This is a genomic window from Temperatibacter marinus, from assembly GCF_031598375.1.
Taxonomy (GTDB): domain Bacteria; phylum Pseudomonadota; class Alphaproteobacteria; order Sphingomonadales; family Kordiimonadaceae; genus Temperatibacter; species Temperatibacter marinus.
Window position 1 is genome coordinate 36,610 of record NZ_CP123872.1, and the last position, 15,764, is coordinate 52,373.

The window sequence follows — 15,764 nt, forward strand, 5'->3', positions numbered from 1 at the left end:
CCATAACTTGGTTTGTTGTTTATTAATTAACCAGCCAACTTGGTCTTAATTTCTTCAGCCACGTTGTTTGGTACTTCTGCATAATGATCAAATTGCATAGAGAACTGAGCACGACCCTGTGTGAATGAACGAAGATCATTCACATAACCGAACATGTTATCTAGCGGAACCATTGCATTTACGACAGTAGCCGGACCACGAGTTTCAGAACCCTGGATCTGACCACGACGCTTATTCACGTCACCAATTACATCGCCCATATACTCATCAGGAGTAACAACTTCGACTTTCATAATTGGCTCTAGAATTTTAATACCTGCCTCTTTCGCAGCCTGACGAGCAGCACCACGACCAGCAAGTTCAAATGCCATCACAGACGAATCGACGTCGTGATAAGCACCATCCACAAGACGCACAGTAAAGTCGACGATCGGGAAACCAATCAACGCACCAGATACTGCGATATCTTTAATTCCTGTTTCAACACCAGGAATATATTCTTTAGGGATGTTACCACCCTTAATCTCATCGATAAACTCGAAGCCAGAACCCGGCTCAGCAGGAGAAACAACCATTTTCACGCGACCAAACTGACCAGAACCACCAGACTGTTTCTTGTGGGTGTAGTCAATTTCAACTTCACGCGCAAAACGCTCACGGTAAGCAACTTCAGGCGCCCCTACGTTACACTCAACTTTGAATTCACGCTTCATACGGTCAACCAAGATATCAAGGTGTAGCTCACCCATACCTGAAATAACCGTCTGACCTGATTCTTCATCAGAACGCACACGGAAAGATGGATCCTCAGCAGCCAAACGGCCAAGAGCAATACCCATTTTTTCCTGATCAGCTTTTGTCTTAGGCTCTACCGCAACAGAAATAACCGGATCCGGGAATTCCATACGCTCAAGGATAACCTGAGCCTTAAGATCACAAAGTGTATCCCCTGTTGTTGTTTGCTTCAGACCCGCAAGAGCAATAATATCACCCGCACGCGCTTCTTTAAGATCTTCACGGTTGTTCGAGTGCATTTCTAGCATACGACCAACTTTTTCTTTACGTGTCTTAACAGAGTTCGCAACCTGCATCCCTGTTGTTAGAACACCAGAATAGATACGACAGAATGTTAAAGTACCAACAAATGGGTCGTTCATAATCTTAAAGGCAAGAGCCGAGAAAGGCTCGTCATCAGAAGATGGACGTGTCATTTCAATCTCATGGTTATCAGGATCAACACCGTTAATCGCTGCAACGTCAAGAGGTGACGGCATGAAATCAACCACAGCATCAAGAAGAGGCTGAACACCTTTGTTTTTGAATGCTGTACCGTTCAATACAGGAACGAAAAGAGATTCTTGCGTCCCTTTACGGATCGCAGACTTCAACTCTTCTTCGCTAATTTCTTCACCCTCGAGGTATTTCTCCATAAGCGCGTCATCAGCCTCAAGTGCAGTCTCAACCATCTCTTCACGAGCTGCAGTCGCTTCATCAAGAAGGTCTGCACGAATGTCGTGATACTCATAGGACGCACCAAGATCTTCACCAACCCAAAGAACTTCTTTGAATTTGATCAGATCAATTAGGCCTTCATAAGCAGATTCTGCACCAATAGGAAGCTGAACCACACAAGGTGTAGAACCAAGACGTTCGCGGATCATATCCACACAACGACCAAAGTTAGCACCCATACGGTCCATCTTGTTGACAAAACACATACGCGGAACGTCGTATTTATCAGCCTGGCGCCATACTGTTTCTGACTGAGGCTCAACGCCAGCAACAGAGTCAAATACAGCTACCGCACCATCAAGAACACGCAAAGAACGCTCAACTTCAATTGTGAAGTCAACGTGACCAGGTGTATCAATGATGTTAATGCGGTGATCATTCCAGAAACAAGTTGTCGCAGCAGAGGTAATTGTAATACCACGCTCCTGCTCTTGCTCCATCCAATCCATAGTGGCGCCACCATCGTGAACTTCACCAATTTTGTGCGAACGACCTGTATAGTACAGAATTCGTTCTGTTGTAGTAGTTTTACCAGCATCAATGTGTGCCATGATACCAATGTTACGATAGCGCTCAAGCGGCGTTCTACGTGCCATGTTACTAATTCCTTATTACCAACGGTAGTGTGAGAATGCTTTGTTCGCTTCAGCCATCTTGTGCGTATCTTCACGCTTCTTGATCGCTGCACCACGATTGTTGCATGCATCCATTAGCTCACCAGAGAGACGAGCAACCATTGTTGTCTCGTTACGCTTACGTGCTGCTGCAATCAACCAGCGAATAGCCAATGCCTGTGAACGCTCAGCGCGAACTTCACAAGGAACCTGATACGTTGCACCACCAACACGGCGAGAGCGAACCTCTACAGCAGGTTTAACATTGTCTAGAGCTTCGTGGAACATAGCCATAGGCTCAGTTTTAGCTTTTTCTTCCATAACATCCAGTGCACCGTATACGATACGCTCTGCAACTGACTTTTTACCGTCAATCATTAGGGAATTCATAAATTTTGTAAGTACGACGTCACCATGTTTTGGATCTGGCAGTACCTGACGCTTCTCAGCGGAGTGTCTACGTGACATATCTCAAATCCTCTTCTATTACTTAGGACGTTTTGTACCGTATTTAGAACGGCTCTTACGACGATCTGCAACGCCCTGTGTATCCAGAACACCACGCAGAATATGATAACGAACACCAGGCAAATCTTTCACTCGACCACCACGGATAAGCACAACAGAGTGCTCCTGGAGGTTGTGACCTTCACCTGGAATGTATGATGTCACCTCAAATCCATTTGAGAGGCGAACACGAGCAACTTTACGCAGCGCCGAGTTAGGCTTTTTAGGTGTAGTTGTGTACACACGTGTACATACACCGCGTTTCTGCGGACACGCTTCAAGCGCAGGTACGATATTACGTACTGGCTTGTCTTTTCTTGGCTTACGAACCAATTGGTTAATGGTAGGCATTTATATTCCTTTGCCGTTTTTCTCTTTCACCATTGCTACAAAAGGCTGCCTTCTTTTCTGCTGATAAGGCGTTTTAACAGCAAAAAAACCTATACTGCGACTCGATTAGAGACCAGTAAGGCAGCCCGATTACTAAATTTTCCGTCCTAAAAGCCCGAATTCCAAGCGTTTCGCTGGTATAGCGACCACCATTGGCGGACCTTTTGGGATGCGGCTATCTACTATGAAACGCCCAAGAGGTCAAGGGCAAAAGAAAGTGCGTAATTTTATTGCGTATCCTGTCGCAAAACTGAGCAATTAAAACAAAAAAAGAGCGTTTTGACTTTTTAGGCTCAGAAACAAAAAGAATCATTCTTTTGATGAGTATTAAAACAAAAAGGCCCGACAAAAGTCAGGCCTTTTCACATGATTAATTTATAAGGTCCATCGGCTTATGCTTCTGAACTTGCCTCAGAATCACCGCCGGAAAAAGCAGCTTCTGCTTCCGCAACATGGTCTGCAACAACTTCTTCCGTTTCCATCGCCTCTAACGCTTCTTTATCACGCTTAGCGGCTTCCACACGAAGACGGTTCATCACAGACCCCGTTCCTGCAGGGATCAGACGACCAACAATCACATTCTCTTTCAGACCGATCAGCTTATCGCGTTTACCAGCAACAGCTGCTTCTGTTAGAACACGTGTTGTTTCCTGGAATGAGGCGGCAGAAATAAAGCTTCGCGTTTGCAAGCTTGCTTTCGTAATACCAAGTAGAATTGGCTCACCCTTAGCAGGAAGACGTCCTTGCTCTGCAAGTTTCTCATTGATTTCACGGAACTCTTCACGGTCAACCTGTTCCCCAGGAAGCAATGTAGATTCACCAGATGCGTTCACTTCAATTTTCTGAAGCATCTGACGAACAATCACTTCAATATGCTTATCGTTAATCTTCACACCTTGAAGACGGTAAACATCTTGAACTTCCTGAACAAGGTAATTAGCAAGAGCCTCAACACCGAGAACACCAAGAATGTCATGGGGTGCAGGATTTCCATCGATCAGATACTCACCTTTTTGGATGAAATCACCTTCAGCAATAGTAATGTGCTTCCCTTTTGGTACAAGATATTCTACAGGCTCCGCATCCTCTTCGCGCGGGCGAATAGTAATACGACGTTTGTTTTTATAATCTCGACCAAATTCAACATATCCGTCGATTTCAGCGATAACAGCACAATCCTTCGGACGACGTGCCTCAAACAACTCAGCCACACGTGGAAGACCACCTGTAATATCTTTTGTTTTTGCACTCTCGCGAGGAATACGAGCAATCACATCACCCGCTGCTACCTGAGCACCATCTTCGACAGAAAGAATCGCATCAACAGAAAGGAAATAGCGCGCTTCAGAACCATTGGCTAACTGAACAACTTCATCATTTTCATTCCGTAAAGTAATACGAGGACGAAGATCAGACCCTTTTGGTGCCATACGCCAGTCAGAGACGACGCGAGACGCAATCCCTGTACCTTCGTCGACAACTTCCTGAATAGAGACGCCTTCTACAAGATCAACAAGGCGTGCAATACCATTCTGCTCCGAGATGATTGGCATTGTATACGCGTCCCACTCGGCAAGCTTTTCACCGTTAACGACACTATCGCCTTCATCTTTCATCAAGTGTGACCCATAAGGCAGACGGTGACGAGCACGTTCGCGCCCTTCGTCGTCTTTAACCACAACTTCAAGGTTACGTGACATCACAACCTTGCGGCCTCTTGAGTCAGTCACGACATTTCTGTTTTCAATGGTAATGGCACCATCTGCAGATGATTCAATTGTTGATTCAGCATTTACAGTCGCTGCACCCCCGATGTGGAATGTACGCATTGTCAACTGTGTACCCGGCTCACCAATCGATTGAGCTGCAATAACACCAACGGCTTCACCGTGGTTAACTGGTGTACCGCGAGCAAGATCACGACCATAACAAGTCGCACAGACTCCACCGCGGCTTTCACAAGTGAGGACAGAACGAACTTTCACTTCCGAGTGACCCGCTGTTTCAATCGCGTCTGATTCAACTTCACCAAGAAGCGTTGCTGCTTCAAACAAAATCTCACCAGAAACTGGATCTTTCACATCTTCAGCGAGACTTCGGCCAAGGATTCTCTCAGAAAGTGGTACAAGGACGTCACCGCTCTCTGAAACTTCGCGTGCCATAATACCGCCTTCAGTTCCGCAATCTTCCTCAACGATTACACAATCCTGAGAAACATCAACCAAACGACGTGTCAAATAACCAGAGTTCGCTGTTTTCAACGCCGTATCAGCAAGACCTTTACGGGCACCGTGAGAGGAGTTGAAATATTCGATCACGGATAGACCTTCTTTAAAGTTTGAGATAATTGGAGTTTCAATAATCTCACCAGAAGGTTTCGCCATGAGGCCACGCATACCAGCCAGCTGCTTCATCTGTGCCGCACTACCACGAGCGCCAGAGTTCGCCATCATGAATACTGAGTTGATGTCATTTTCACGGCCCGTTTCGTCGACCGTTACTTTTTCCATTTCTGCCATCATGGCATCAGCCACCTTATCTGTACACTGAGCCCAAGCATCAACAACTTTGTTGTACTTTTCACCCTGTGTAATCAGACCGTCCTGATATTGCTCTTCATATTCTTTAACGAGAGACCTTGTTTCTTCAACAAGATTTATTTTCGCTTCTGGAATAATCATGTCATCTTTACCGAAGGAAATACCCGCATGACACGCACGCTTAAAGCCTTCAGACATGATAGCATCAGCAAAGAGAACAGAGGCCTTCTGACCGCAGTGGCGATAAACAACGTCAATGACTTCAGAAATTTCTTTCTTGCCAAGGCGACGGTTCACAAGTGAGAAAGGCACTTTAGCATGCTTAGGCATGTGAGACGCTAAGATCAAACGACCTGGAGTAGTTTCAACACGCTCAAATACAGTTTCACCTGCAGCATTCACGCTTTCGAAATTCGCCACGATGTTAGAGTGAAGTGTTACCACTTTCTCGTCTAAGGCATATTGAATCTCATCAGCACTTGCGAAAGCTTTTCCTTCACCAAGATCACCTTTACGCGCCATTGTCATATAGTAGATACCCAAAACCATATCCTGTGAAGGCACGATAATCGGCTTACCATTGGCTGGCGACAGAATGTTGTTTGTAGACATCATCAAGACACGAGCTTCTAGCTGTGCTTCGATAGACAATGGGACGTGAACGGCCATCTGGTCACCATCAAAGTCAGCGTTAAAGGCAGAACAAACAAGAGGGTGAAGATTAATCGCTTTACCTTCAATAAGTTTCGGCTCAAACGCCTGAATACCAAGACGGTGAAGTGTTGGCGCACGGTTCAAGAGAACTGGGTGCTCACGGATCACTTGCTCAAGGACATCCCAAACTTCGCGACGTTGCTTTTCAACAAGTTTCTTCGCAGCCTTAATCGTTGTCGCTATACCAAGCTTATCAAGGCGTGAGTATATGAAAGGCTTAAATAGCTCGAGCGCCATTTTCTTTGGCAGCCCACACTCATGTAGCTTCAATTCAGGGCCTGTCACAATTACAGAACGACCTGAGTAATCAACACGCTTACCGAGAAGGTTTTGACGGAAACGACCCTGTTTCCCTTTCAACATATCTGAAAGAGATTTTAGAGGACGTTTATTCGCACCCGTAATAGTACGACCACGGCGACCGTTATCAAAGAGAGCATCCACAGATTCCTGAAGCATTCTCTTCTCGTTACGAATGATGATATCTGGTGCTCTTAGTTCGATCAGGCGCTTCAGACGATTGTTACGGTTGATCACACGACGGTAAAGGTCGTTCAAATCAGATGTCGCAAAACGACCACCATCCAGAGGCACAAGAGGACGCAGTTCTGGCGGAATAACCGGCACAACTGTTAAAATCATCCATTCAGGACGGTTGCCAGACTCAAGGAAAGCCTCAACAACTTTCAAGCGTTTGATAATTTTTTTCGGCTTAAGTTCAGATTTAGTCTCTGCAAGCTCTTTCAGCAAATCTTCCCGCTCTGATTCAAGATCAATACTCTCAAGAAGTTTGCGAATTGCTTCAGCACCAATACCAGCCTGGAAAGAATCTTCACCATACTCATCTTGTGCACGGTAGTAATCTTCTTCACTGAGAAGCTGGAACTGCTTAAGCGTTGTCAAGCCTGGCTCAATGACCACATAATATTCAAAGTATAAAACACGCTCAAGATCTTTGAGGGTCATATCGAGAAGCAAACCAATCCGGCTAGGGAGAGATTTAAGGAACCAAATGTGTGCAACAGGTGCTGCAAGCTCAATATGGCCCATACGCTCACGACGTACTTTTGATTGTGTAACTTCAACACCACATTTTTCACAAATGATGCCGCGGTATTTCATCCGCTTATATTTTCCGCAAAGACATTCATAATCTTTGACTGGACCAAAAATACGCGCACAGAATAAACCATCTTTTTCTGGTTTAAATGTACGATAATTGATGGTCTCAGGTTTCTTGATCTCACCAAACGACCAAGAGCGAATACGCTCTGGTGATGCAATCGAGATCTTAATCTGATCAAATGAATCCGATTTCTGGTTCGGATTGAAATATTTCATAACTTCCTGGTTCATTTTCGGCGTCTTTCTAATTAAAGCCTAAACCATGCCTGCCACCCACACTGTGGATGGGCGGGGCAGATCTCAGATCCGCCCCTGGCGCCCTTCTTATTCTTCGCTATTCAAAAGCTCGACATCGAGACCAAGTGAACGGATTTCTTTCACAAGTACGTTGAAAGATTCCGGAATACCTGCTTCGAATGTATCATCACCTTTGACAATCGCTTCATACACTTTGGTACGACCTTGAACATCATCTGATTTGACGGTCAACATCTCTTGAAGTGTATAGGCAGCACCATAAGCTTGAAGTGCCCATACCTCCATCTCACCAAAGCGCTGTCCACCAAACTGCGCCTTACCACCCAGCGGCTGCTGTGTAACAAGAGAGTATGGTCCGATAGAACGCGCGTGGATCTTATCATCCACAAGGTGATGCAATTTCAGCATATAAATGTAACCAACTGTCACTTTTCGGTCGAACTTTTCACCAGTACGGCCATCGTAAAGATAGACCTGCCCGGATTTATCCAACCCAGCCATTTCTAGCAGGTCACAAATATCGGCCTCAACAGCCCCGTCAAATACCGGCGTCCCCATTGGAACACCATTTGTCAGGTTGCCAGCAAGTTCGAGCATCTCAGCTTCATCAAGATCAGATACATCTGACTGATATTGATCTTCGCCGTAAACGGCCTTGAACTTGTCATGGAACGCATCGATTGCCATACCTTCATGCTTATAAGCGTCAAGCATCTGGTCGATCTGACGGCCAAGACCACGTGAAGCCCACCCAAGGTGCGTTTCAAGAATCTGACCAACGTTCATCCGCGATGGTACACCCAGAGGGTTCAAACACACATCAACTGGCGTTCCATCCTCAAGGTAAGGCATGTCTTCTTGTGGTAGAATGCGAGAAATCACACCCTTGTTACCATGACGACCCGCCATTTTATCACCTGGCTGAAGTTTACGCTTAACAGCAACGAAGACTTTAACCATCTTCAGAACGCCTGGAAGCAATTCATCACCGCGTTGAAGTTTTTCAATCTTTTCATCAAAACGCTTCTGAAGACTTTCACGACTTTCGTCGAACTGACCCTTCATCGCTTCGATATCATTCATTGCAACTTCATCATCAACGGCAATATCCCACCACTGAATGTTTGGCATTGCGTCAAGAGCTTCCTCTGTAACCACTGATCCTTTTTTCAGATCGCGATTTCCAGATGTTACTTCACGACCAACCAAGAGAGGTTTAAGACGGCCATAGATGTTACGCTCAAGAATAGCGCGCTCATCTTCACGGTCTTTTGTCAGGCGTTCAATTTCTTCTCGCTCAATTGTCATTGCGCGCTCATCTTTATCCACACCATGGCGGTTAAACACGCGAACCTCAACAACTGTACCGGCTACTCCAGGAGGCAAACGCATTGATGTATCACGAACATCAGACGCTTTTTCACCAAAGATTGCACGAAGAAGCTTTTCTTCAGGAGTCATTGGGCTTTCGCCTTTTGGAGTAATCTTACCTACCAAAATATCTCCAGGATGAACTTCCGCACCGATATAAACGATACCTGCTTCATCTAGACTTCTAAGACCTTCTTCACCCACGTTAGGAATATCACGAGTGATTTCCTCTGGGCCAAGCTTCGTATCACGAGCCATAACTTCAAATTCTTCAATATGAATTGAAGTGAAGACATCTTCCTTAACGATACGCTCTGAAATCAGGATTGAATCCTCGTAGTTGTAACCATTCCATGGCATGAAGGCCACTAGAGCGTTACGACCCAAAGCCAATTCACCCATATCTGTTGACGGACCATCACAGATGATGTCGCCAGCGTCAATCTTGTCACCCACTTTTACAAGAGGCTTCTGATTGATACAGGTATTTTGATTTGATCTCTGGAATTTACGAAGTGTATAAATATCGACACCAGATTTAGAAGCATCCGTCTCTTCTGTCGCACGAATAACAATACGTGTTGCATCAACTTGCTCAACGACACCAGGGCGTTTCGCAGCGATTGCAGCACCACTATCTCGAGCAACAACAGCTTCCATTCCTGTCCCAACAAAGGGTGCTTCAGCGCGCACAAGTGGCACGGCCTGACGCTGCATATTCGAGCCCATCAAGGCACGGTTAGCATCATCATTTTCCAAGAAAGGAATCATTGATGCCGCAACAGATACGAGCTGCTTTGGAGACACATCCATCAGATCAATGTCGTCAGGACGTTTCATAACAAATTCGCCCGCTTCACGACATGATACAAGATCATTCTCAAATGAATCGTCAGCTGTAAGAGGTGCATTCGCCTGCGCAACAGAATATTTACTTTCTTCCATTGCGGACAAGTAAACAACATCCCCAGTGACTTTACCCTTAACAACCTTGCGGAATGGACTTTCAATAAATCCATATTTATTGACCTGTGCATAGGTCGCAAGAGAGTTGATCAGGCCAATATTCGGCCCCTCTGGCGTTTCAATCGGACAAATCCGGCCGTAATGGGTCGGATGCACATCACGCACCTCAAAACCAGCCCGTTCGCGCGTTAGACCACCAGGGCCAAGCGCTGATAGACGACGCTTATGCGTAATCTCTGAGAGTGGGTTCGTTTGATCCATAAACTGAGACAGCTGAGAAGAACCAAAGAATTCACGAACACTTGCAACAACAGGCTTCGCGTTAATCAGGTCATGCGGCATGACAGTATCAATGTCTACAGAAGACATACGCTCACGAATTGCACGCTCCATACGTAGCAAGCCGATGCGGTACTGATTTTCCATCAATTCACCAACAGAGCGCACCCGACGGTTACCCAAATGGTCAATATCATCAATTTCACCGCGACCGTCTTTTAGATCCACAAGTGTCTTAAGCGTGCGCAGAATATCTTCACGGCGAAGAACACCGATATCATCATCACACTCAACGTTAAGACGCATGTTCATCTTCACACGACCAACCGCAGAAAGATCATAGCGCTCTTCATCGAAGAACAAGCTATAGAATAACGCATCAGCCGTTTCTTTTGTTGGCGGCTCACCTGGACGCATCACTTTATAAATCTCTGCCAAAGCACCGTCTTCAGTCTCAACCTTATCAGCTGCGAGTGTGTTACGGATATAAGGACCGACATTAACATTATCAATATCAAGAACATTGATCTCATCAATACCTACAGATTTAAGTTTCTCGAGAATTTCCTCGCCAAGCTCTTGCCCGGCCTCAACGTGAATACGACCCGTCTTTTCATCGATCATATCTTCAGCAGCATATTTGCCAAATACATGCTCTTCAGGAACAAGGATGGCTTCAACGCCGTCTTTTTCAAGCTTCTTAGCAAGGCGCGGTGTAATTTTCTTACCCGCAGGGGCAACAACTTCGCCACTATCCGCATTCACAAGATCGAACAAAGGCTTTTGACCGCGCCAAGAAGTCGCGTCAAAGGCAACGCGCCATCCATCAGCCGTTAAGCGATAGTTCAATGAATTATAGAAATAGTTGAGAATGTCCTCTGAAGACAAGCCAAGAGCATAGAGCAATGAGGTCGCAGGCAATTTGCGGCGACGGTCAATGCGTACGTTCAAAATGTCTTTTGGATCGAATTCAAAATCCAACCAAGAGCCACGGTAAGGAATGACACGTGCAGCAAATAAATATTTACCAGACGCGTGCGTTTTACCACGGTCATGATCGAAAAAGACACCAGGTGATCGGTGCATCTGAGACACGATAACTCGCTCAGTACCGTTAACAACGAATGTACCATTATCCGTCATCATCGGCAGGTCGCCCATGTAGACATCCTGTTCTTTAATATCAAGAACAGATTTCGCCTCTGTGTCTGGATCAATTTCAAAAACAATCAACCGAAGTGTGACACGAAGAGGAGCAGCATAGGTAATATCCCGCTGCATACATTCTTCAACATCATATTTCGGTGCCTCGATCTCATAACGAACATATTCCAGAGACGCCGTCCCTGCAAAGTCGTTGATCGGGAATACAGATTTTAATACTTTTTCCAGATCAGAATTTTTACGTTCCTCTTCTGTTGCACCAGGCTTGAAAAAGTTATCATAAGAGTGACGCTGTACCTCAATTAGATTAGGCATCTGTGTCACTGCGGAAATGCGACCGAAGTCCTTCCGCACGCGTTTACGACCAGTAAAAGTAGCGGTCATTTATCGCCCTCACGCTGCTTACTGTCATCCCCAGGTCTGCCAATCAGATCCCAGCCGACAAATTTAGAGCATATTAAGCCTGCCATCACTGTCCCCGTTTTCAAGCGGATACACTGGCAAGCTAAATATACTCTATGCGGAAATTAGGCCATGCCCTCTTTCCTTATGTGTTAAGTGTGTGTGACTTAACGCACTTTTATGCTTCTGTAAACAAGGAAACTCGAATCTCTAAAATTAATCCTGTTATCAGAAGCCAAAAGGCCGAGCGCAACTAAGCCCTCGACCTCTCAGTAAGATGTAACAAGAATTACTTAAGCTCAACTTTAGCGCCAGCTTCTTCAAGTTTCTTCTTGATTTCTTCAGCTTCGTCTTTAGAAGCAGCTTCTTTAACAGTTTTAGGCGCGCCTTCAACCAATTCTTTAGCTTCTTTAAGACCAAGACCTGTGATCGCACGTACTTCTTTAATTACGTTGATCTTCTTAGCACCAGCTTCAGCAAGGACAACGTCAAATTCGTCCTTCTCAGCAGCAGCTTCTTCACCACCACCAGCAGCAACAGCAGCAACTGCAACAGGTGCAGCAGCAGAAACGCCCCACTTGTCTTCTAGTAGCTTTGATAGTTCAGCAGCTTCCATTACTGTAAGTGCAGATAGTTCTTCAACCAATTTATCTAGATCAGCCATTGATCGTACTCCAATTTATAAGCCTGTATGTTTATTTCATAGACAGGGCATTTATCAGTTTCACATTTAATTTGCTCAAGCGGCCAAAGCCACAGGAGATATTTTATAGCTTATTAAGCTGCGTCTTTTTCGCCATAAGCGCTGAATACACGTGCCAACTGACCAGCTGGAGCTGCAGTAACTGCCGCCACTTTTTGTGCTGGTGCAGAAAGAACACCGATAAGCTTGCCGCGAAGCTCGTCCAGAGAAGGCATTGTTGCAAGAGCTTGTACGCCCGCAACATCCAACACTGTAGAACCCATACCACCGCCGATGATGCGAAGTTTTTCATTATTCTTCGCAAATTCAGCAATAGCTTTCGCAGGAGCTACAACATCGTCAGCATAGCCAACAGCTGTAGGGCCTGTGAAAAGGTCAGCAAGACCTTCATATTCAGTATCTTTAAGCGCAAGACGAGTCAGCCTGTTTTTGGTTACCTTCAGAGTAGCACCAACTTCACGCATTTGAGCGCGTAGAGCAGTGATCTCTGCTACGGTAAGACCGTCGTAGTGAACGACAACAACTGATTCAGCATTTGCAAAAACTTCGTTTAGCTCGCCGATCAACTCTTGTTTTTCGTTTCTTTCCACGTCTCGTCTCCAATAAGGATAATCAGACAAATGTCTTCAAATCCGATTGAGTTCAATGCTTGCCACAATTAGCAAACACATTCTCTGTCCTTGAATTTCGGGAATACATTCGTTCAAAGGATTGGGAACCCAATCTAGTGAAACCGCTACCCCGTCTCATACTGGCACCAGCAAGATTGCGACGTCTTGCTTTAACATTAAGCCCTGATGGTCACTTACTAGAAACCCACATCACAGCACCAATAATCTTGGACAGTACTGACCAAACAAAACATCCGTTTGATCAAGTTGCCTCGCTAGTACCAGACCAGCGAAGCAAAATCAATACACTATTACGCTTCTAGTGTTGAAACGTCAATTTTAAGGCCTGGCCCCATTGTAGAAGAAAGAGCAACACGCTTAACGTATGTACCTTTCGCTCCAGATGGCTTAGCTTTAATTACTGCGTTTACAAAAGTTTTTACGTTCTCAGCAATAGCAGCTTCTTCAAAGCTTACTTTACCAACACCGCCGTGGATGATACCTGCTTTTTCAACACGATACTCAACCTGACCCGCTTTAGCAGCTTCAACAGCAGCTTTAACGTCCATTGTCACTGTACCAAGTTTTGGGTTAGGCATCAGGCCTTTTGGTCCAAGGACTTTACCTAGGCGACCAACAACAGCCATCATATCCGGTGTAGCAATCACACGCTCGAACGGCATGTCACCACCCTGAATACGTTCCATTAGGTCTTCAGCACCGACAACATCAGCACCAGCAGCTGTTGCTTCTTCAGCCTTAGGGCCGCGAGCAAACACTGCAACGCGAAGTGTTTTACCAGTACCATGAGGTAGGCTAACAACACCGCGAACCATCTGGTCAGCGTGACGTGGGTCAACACCCAAGTTCATAGAAACTTCTACAGTCTCATCAAATTTTACAGCAGAACGAGCTTTCAACTCTTTAACAGCTTCGTCAATTGTGAAAAGCTGATCCTGAGAAATGCCGTCGTTCATTTTTTGAATGCGCTTAGCGATTTTTGCCATGATACTAGTCCTTCACTTCAATGCCCATAGAGCGAGCAGAACCTTCGATAATCAGCATAGCTGCTTCGATGTCATTCGCACTAAGGTCAACCATTTTAGCTTCTGCAATTTCGCGAACTTGATCACGTGATACAGAACCCGCTACCTCACGTCCAGGATGATTAGACGCAGACTTAAGGCCAGCTGCTTTCTTAATGAAATAGCTTGCTGGTGGTGTTTTTGTTTCAAAAGTGAAAGAGCGATCAGCATAGACAGTAATGATGGTTGGAATTGGCATTCCAGGTTCCATCTTCTGTGTCTTTGCGTTAAACGCCTTACAGAATTCCATAATATTAATACCGCGCTGACCCAGTGCCGGACCGATTGGTGGCGATGGGTTGGCCTGTCCAGCAGGCACCTGCAGCTTTAGAAAACCGTCGATTTTCTTAGCCATTTGACTATCCTTTCAATGTTATAGAAACAAACCCATAAGCTTGCTTCTTTATAAAAGTGCGTGGTGCGGTCTGAATGGCAGACCTCCCACACTACTCACACGCTGCATGCAGCGCGTAAATTCCAATAGACTACGTGACTTTCTCCACCTGAACATAATCCAACTCAACTGGGGTCGCACGACCAAAGATTGAGACAGAAACTTTCAAGCGAGCCTTGTCTTCGTCAACTTCTTCAATAGATCCGTTAAAGCTTGTAAACGGACCATCAACAACCTTCACTTCTTCACCAACTTCAAAGGTAATATTTGGACGTGGACGATCCACCCCTTCTTCGACTTGATTCAGAATGCGCGCCGCTTCAGCATTGCTGATCGGCTGCGGGCGGTTTTGGTTTCCAAGGAATCCTGTTACTTTGGACTGATCTTTAACAAGGTGATAGGTATCATCTGTCATGATCATTTTGATCAATACGTAGCCAGGGAAGAATTTCTTTTCAGACGCAACCTTTTTACCTTTGCGCACCTCAAAAACTTCTTCAGTTGGGACAATCACGTCATCAACAAGAGAATCCAGCTCTTTGCGAACTGCTTCAGCCTTAATTGCTTCCGCTACTTTCTTCTCATAGCCAGAGTAAGCATGAATGATATACCACCGTGCATTAGCCACAATAAATCCCCTAGAACCCAAGCAGAGCAGATACTGCACTACCGAGAATTGTATCAATAAGTACAAAGAAACTAGCCATAATAACCACCATGATGAATACCATCACAGAGCTTGTGTTTGTTTGCTTAGCAGATGGCCAAGCAACCTTAGAGCCTTCTTGACGGACCTGACGCACGAATTCGCCGGGTGATGTCTTTTTGCCTTCAGCCATATCTTTGTCCTTAACCAAACTGATTTTCATCAGCATTTTATCATTTATTGGCAGGGGCGGAGGGACTCGAACCCACGACACCCGGTTTTGGAGACCGGTGCTCTACCAACTGAGCTACACCCCTATATAAATAGGTGACGATTACAAATGTGCAACCGTCAGACGCGCGGTATAGGGAACTGAAGCGTTTCATGCAAGTCTTTTCTGCATATCCTGTTAATAAAAAACGACAATCCCTCCGGACAGCTATCTTTCCCTTAACATCACATCAGTCTCACCGCTTTTCTGCG

At 45.5% G+C, this 15,764-nt stretch carries 12 protein-coding genes and 1 tRNA gene; 1 reads left to right on the top strand and 12 read right to left on the bottom strand.

Annotation, left to right across the window (positions count from 1 at the left end; genetic code table 11):
• Window positions 1–26: 26 nt before the first annotated feature.
• From fusA to rplJ, 7 genes are all read right to left on the bottom strand, one after another.
• Window positions 27–2,108, bottom strand: coding sequence for an elongation factor G (gene fusA / locus QGN29_RS00250; RefSeq protein WP_310798634.1), 2,082 nt, complete (start codon window positions 2,106–2,108; stop codon window positions 27–29).
• A 15-nt stretch (window positions 2,109–2,123) separates the two neighbouring features.
• Entirely contained in the window at window positions 2,124–2,594 is a 471-nt protein-coding gene (gene rpsG, locus QGN29_RS00255; RefSeq protein ID WP_310798635.1) for a 30S ribosomal protein S7, read from the bottom strand.
• Between the two features lie 18 nt (window positions 2,595–2,612).
• Window positions 2,613–2,984, bottom strand: a complete 372-nt coding sequence (gene rpsL, locus QGN29_RS00260) for a 30S ribosomal protein S12 (RefSeq protein ID WP_310798636.1) — start codon at window positions 2,982–2,984, stop codon at window positions 2,613–2,615.
• Between the two features lie 431 nt (window positions 2,985–3,415).
• Window positions 3,416–7,633: a DNA-directed RNA polymerase subunit beta' gene (gene rpoC / locus QGN29_RS00265; protein WP_310798637.1), complete on the bottom strand. Its 4,218-nt coding sequence runs from the start codon at window positions 7,631–7,633 to the stop codon at window positions 3,416–3,418.
• A 93-nt stretch (window positions 7,634–7,726) separates the two neighbouring features.
• Entirely contained in the window at window positions 7,727–11,824 is a 4,098-nt protein-coding gene (rpoB, locus tag QGN29_RS00270; protein WP_310798638.1) for a DNA-directed RNA polymerase subunit beta, read from the bottom strand.
• Between the two features lie 307 nt (window positions 11,825–12,131).
• Complete coding sequence (gene rplL / locus QGN29_RS00275; protein ID WP_310798639.1) at window positions 12,132–12,506, bottom strand: 50S ribosomal protein L7/L12; 375 nt, start codon at window positions 12,504–12,506, stop codon at window positions 12,132–12,134.
• Window positions 12,507–12,619: 113 nt separating this feature from the next.
• On the bottom strand, window positions 12,620–13,135 hold the full coding sequence (rplJ, locus tag QGN29_RS00280; protein WP_310798640.1) for a 50S ribosomal protein L10: 516 nt from the start codon (window positions 13,133–13,135) through the stop codon (window positions 12,620–12,622).
• A gap of 137 nt (window positions 13,136–13,272) precedes the next feature.
• Between rplJ and QGN29_RS00285 the strand changes: the two genes are divergently transcribed.
• Window positions 13,273–13,479 carry a hypothetical protein gene (locus QGN29_RS00285; protein ID WP_310798641.1) on the top strand — a complete coding sequence of 69 codons (207 nt, stop codon included), beginning with the start codon at window positions 13,273–13,275 and terminating at the stop codon, window positions 13,477–13,479.
• Here the strand turns inward: QGN29_RS00285 and rplA are convergent.
• From rplA to QGN29_RS00310, 5 genes are all read right to left on the bottom strand, one after another.
• Window positions 13,468–14,163, bottom strand: a complete 696-nt coding sequence (gene rplA, locus QGN29_RS00290) for a 50S ribosomal protein L1 (protein ID WP_310798642.1) — start codon at window positions 14,161–14,163, stop codon at window positions 13,468–13,470. The two genes, QGN29_RS00285 and rplA, sit on opposite strands and share 12 nt — an antisense overlap.
• Before the next feature lie 4 nt (window positions 14,164–14,167).
• Complete coding sequence (gene rplK, locus QGN29_RS00295) at window positions 14,168–14,596, bottom strand: 50S ribosomal protein L11 (protein ID WP_310798643.1); 429 nt, start codon at window positions 14,594–14,596, stop codon at window positions 14,168–14,170.
• Window positions 14,597–14,726: 130 nt separating this feature from the next.
• Window positions 14,727–15,263 carry a transcription termination/antitermination protein NusG gene (gene nusG / locus QGN29_RS00300; RefSeq protein ID WP_310798644.1) on the bottom strand — a complete coding sequence of 179 codons (537 nt, stop codon included), beginning with the start codon at window positions 15,261–15,263 and terminating at the stop codon, window positions 14,727–14,729.
• Window positions 15,264–15,273: 10 nt separating this feature from the next.
• Window positions 15,274–15,474 carry a preprotein translocase subunit SecE gene (secE, locus tag QGN29_RS00305; protein ID WP_310798645.1) on the bottom strand — a complete coding sequence of 67 codons (201 nt, stop codon included), beginning with the start codon at window positions 15,472–15,474 and terminating at the stop codon, window positions 15,274–15,276.
• A 48-nt stretch (window positions 15,475–15,522) separates the two neighbouring features.
• A tRNA-Trp gene (locus QGN29_RS00310) sits at window positions 15,523–15,598 on the bottom strand.
• Window positions 15,599–15,764 lie beyond the last annotated feature (166 nt).

What these genes read in the sequence shown, in the direction of transcription:
- rpsG (WP_310798635.1), bottom strand. Translation starts at nt 2,594, where the DNA reads ATGTCACGTAGACACTCCGCTGAGAAGCGTCAGGTACTGCCAGATCCA.
- rplK (WP_310798643.1), bottom strand. Translation starts at nt 14,596, where the DNA reads ATGGCTAAGAAAATCGACGGTTTTCTAAAGCTGCAGGTGCCTGCTGGA.
- rpoC (WP_310798637.1), bottom strand. Translation starts at nt 7,633, where the DNA reads ATGAACCAGGAAGTTATGAAATATTTCAATCCGAACCAGAAATCGGAT.
- rpoB (WP_310798638.1), bottom strand. Translation starts at nt 11,824, where the DNA reads ATGACCGCTACTTTTACTGGTCGTAAACGCGTGCGGAAGGACTTCGGT.
- fusA (WP_310798634.1), bottom strand. Translation starts at nt 2,108, where the DNA reads ATGGCACGTAGAACGCCGCTTGAGCGCTATCGTAACATTGGTATCATG.
- rplA (WP_310798642.1), bottom strand. Translation starts at nt 14,163, where the DNA reads ATGGCAAAAATCGCTAAGCGCATTCAAAAAATGAACGACGGCATTTCT.
- rpsL (WP_310798636.1), bottom strand. Translation starts at nt 2,984, where the DNA reads ATGCCTACCATTAACCAATTGGTTCGTAAGCCAAGAAAAGACAAGCCA.
- rplL (WP_310798639.1), bottom strand. Translation starts at nt 12,506, where the DNA reads ATGGCTGATCTAGATAAATTGGTTGAAGAACTATCTGCACTTACAGTA.
- secE (WP_310798645.1), bottom strand. Translation starts at nt 15,474, where the DNA reads ATGGCTGAAGGCAAAAAGACATCACCCGGCGAATTCGTGCGTCAGGTC.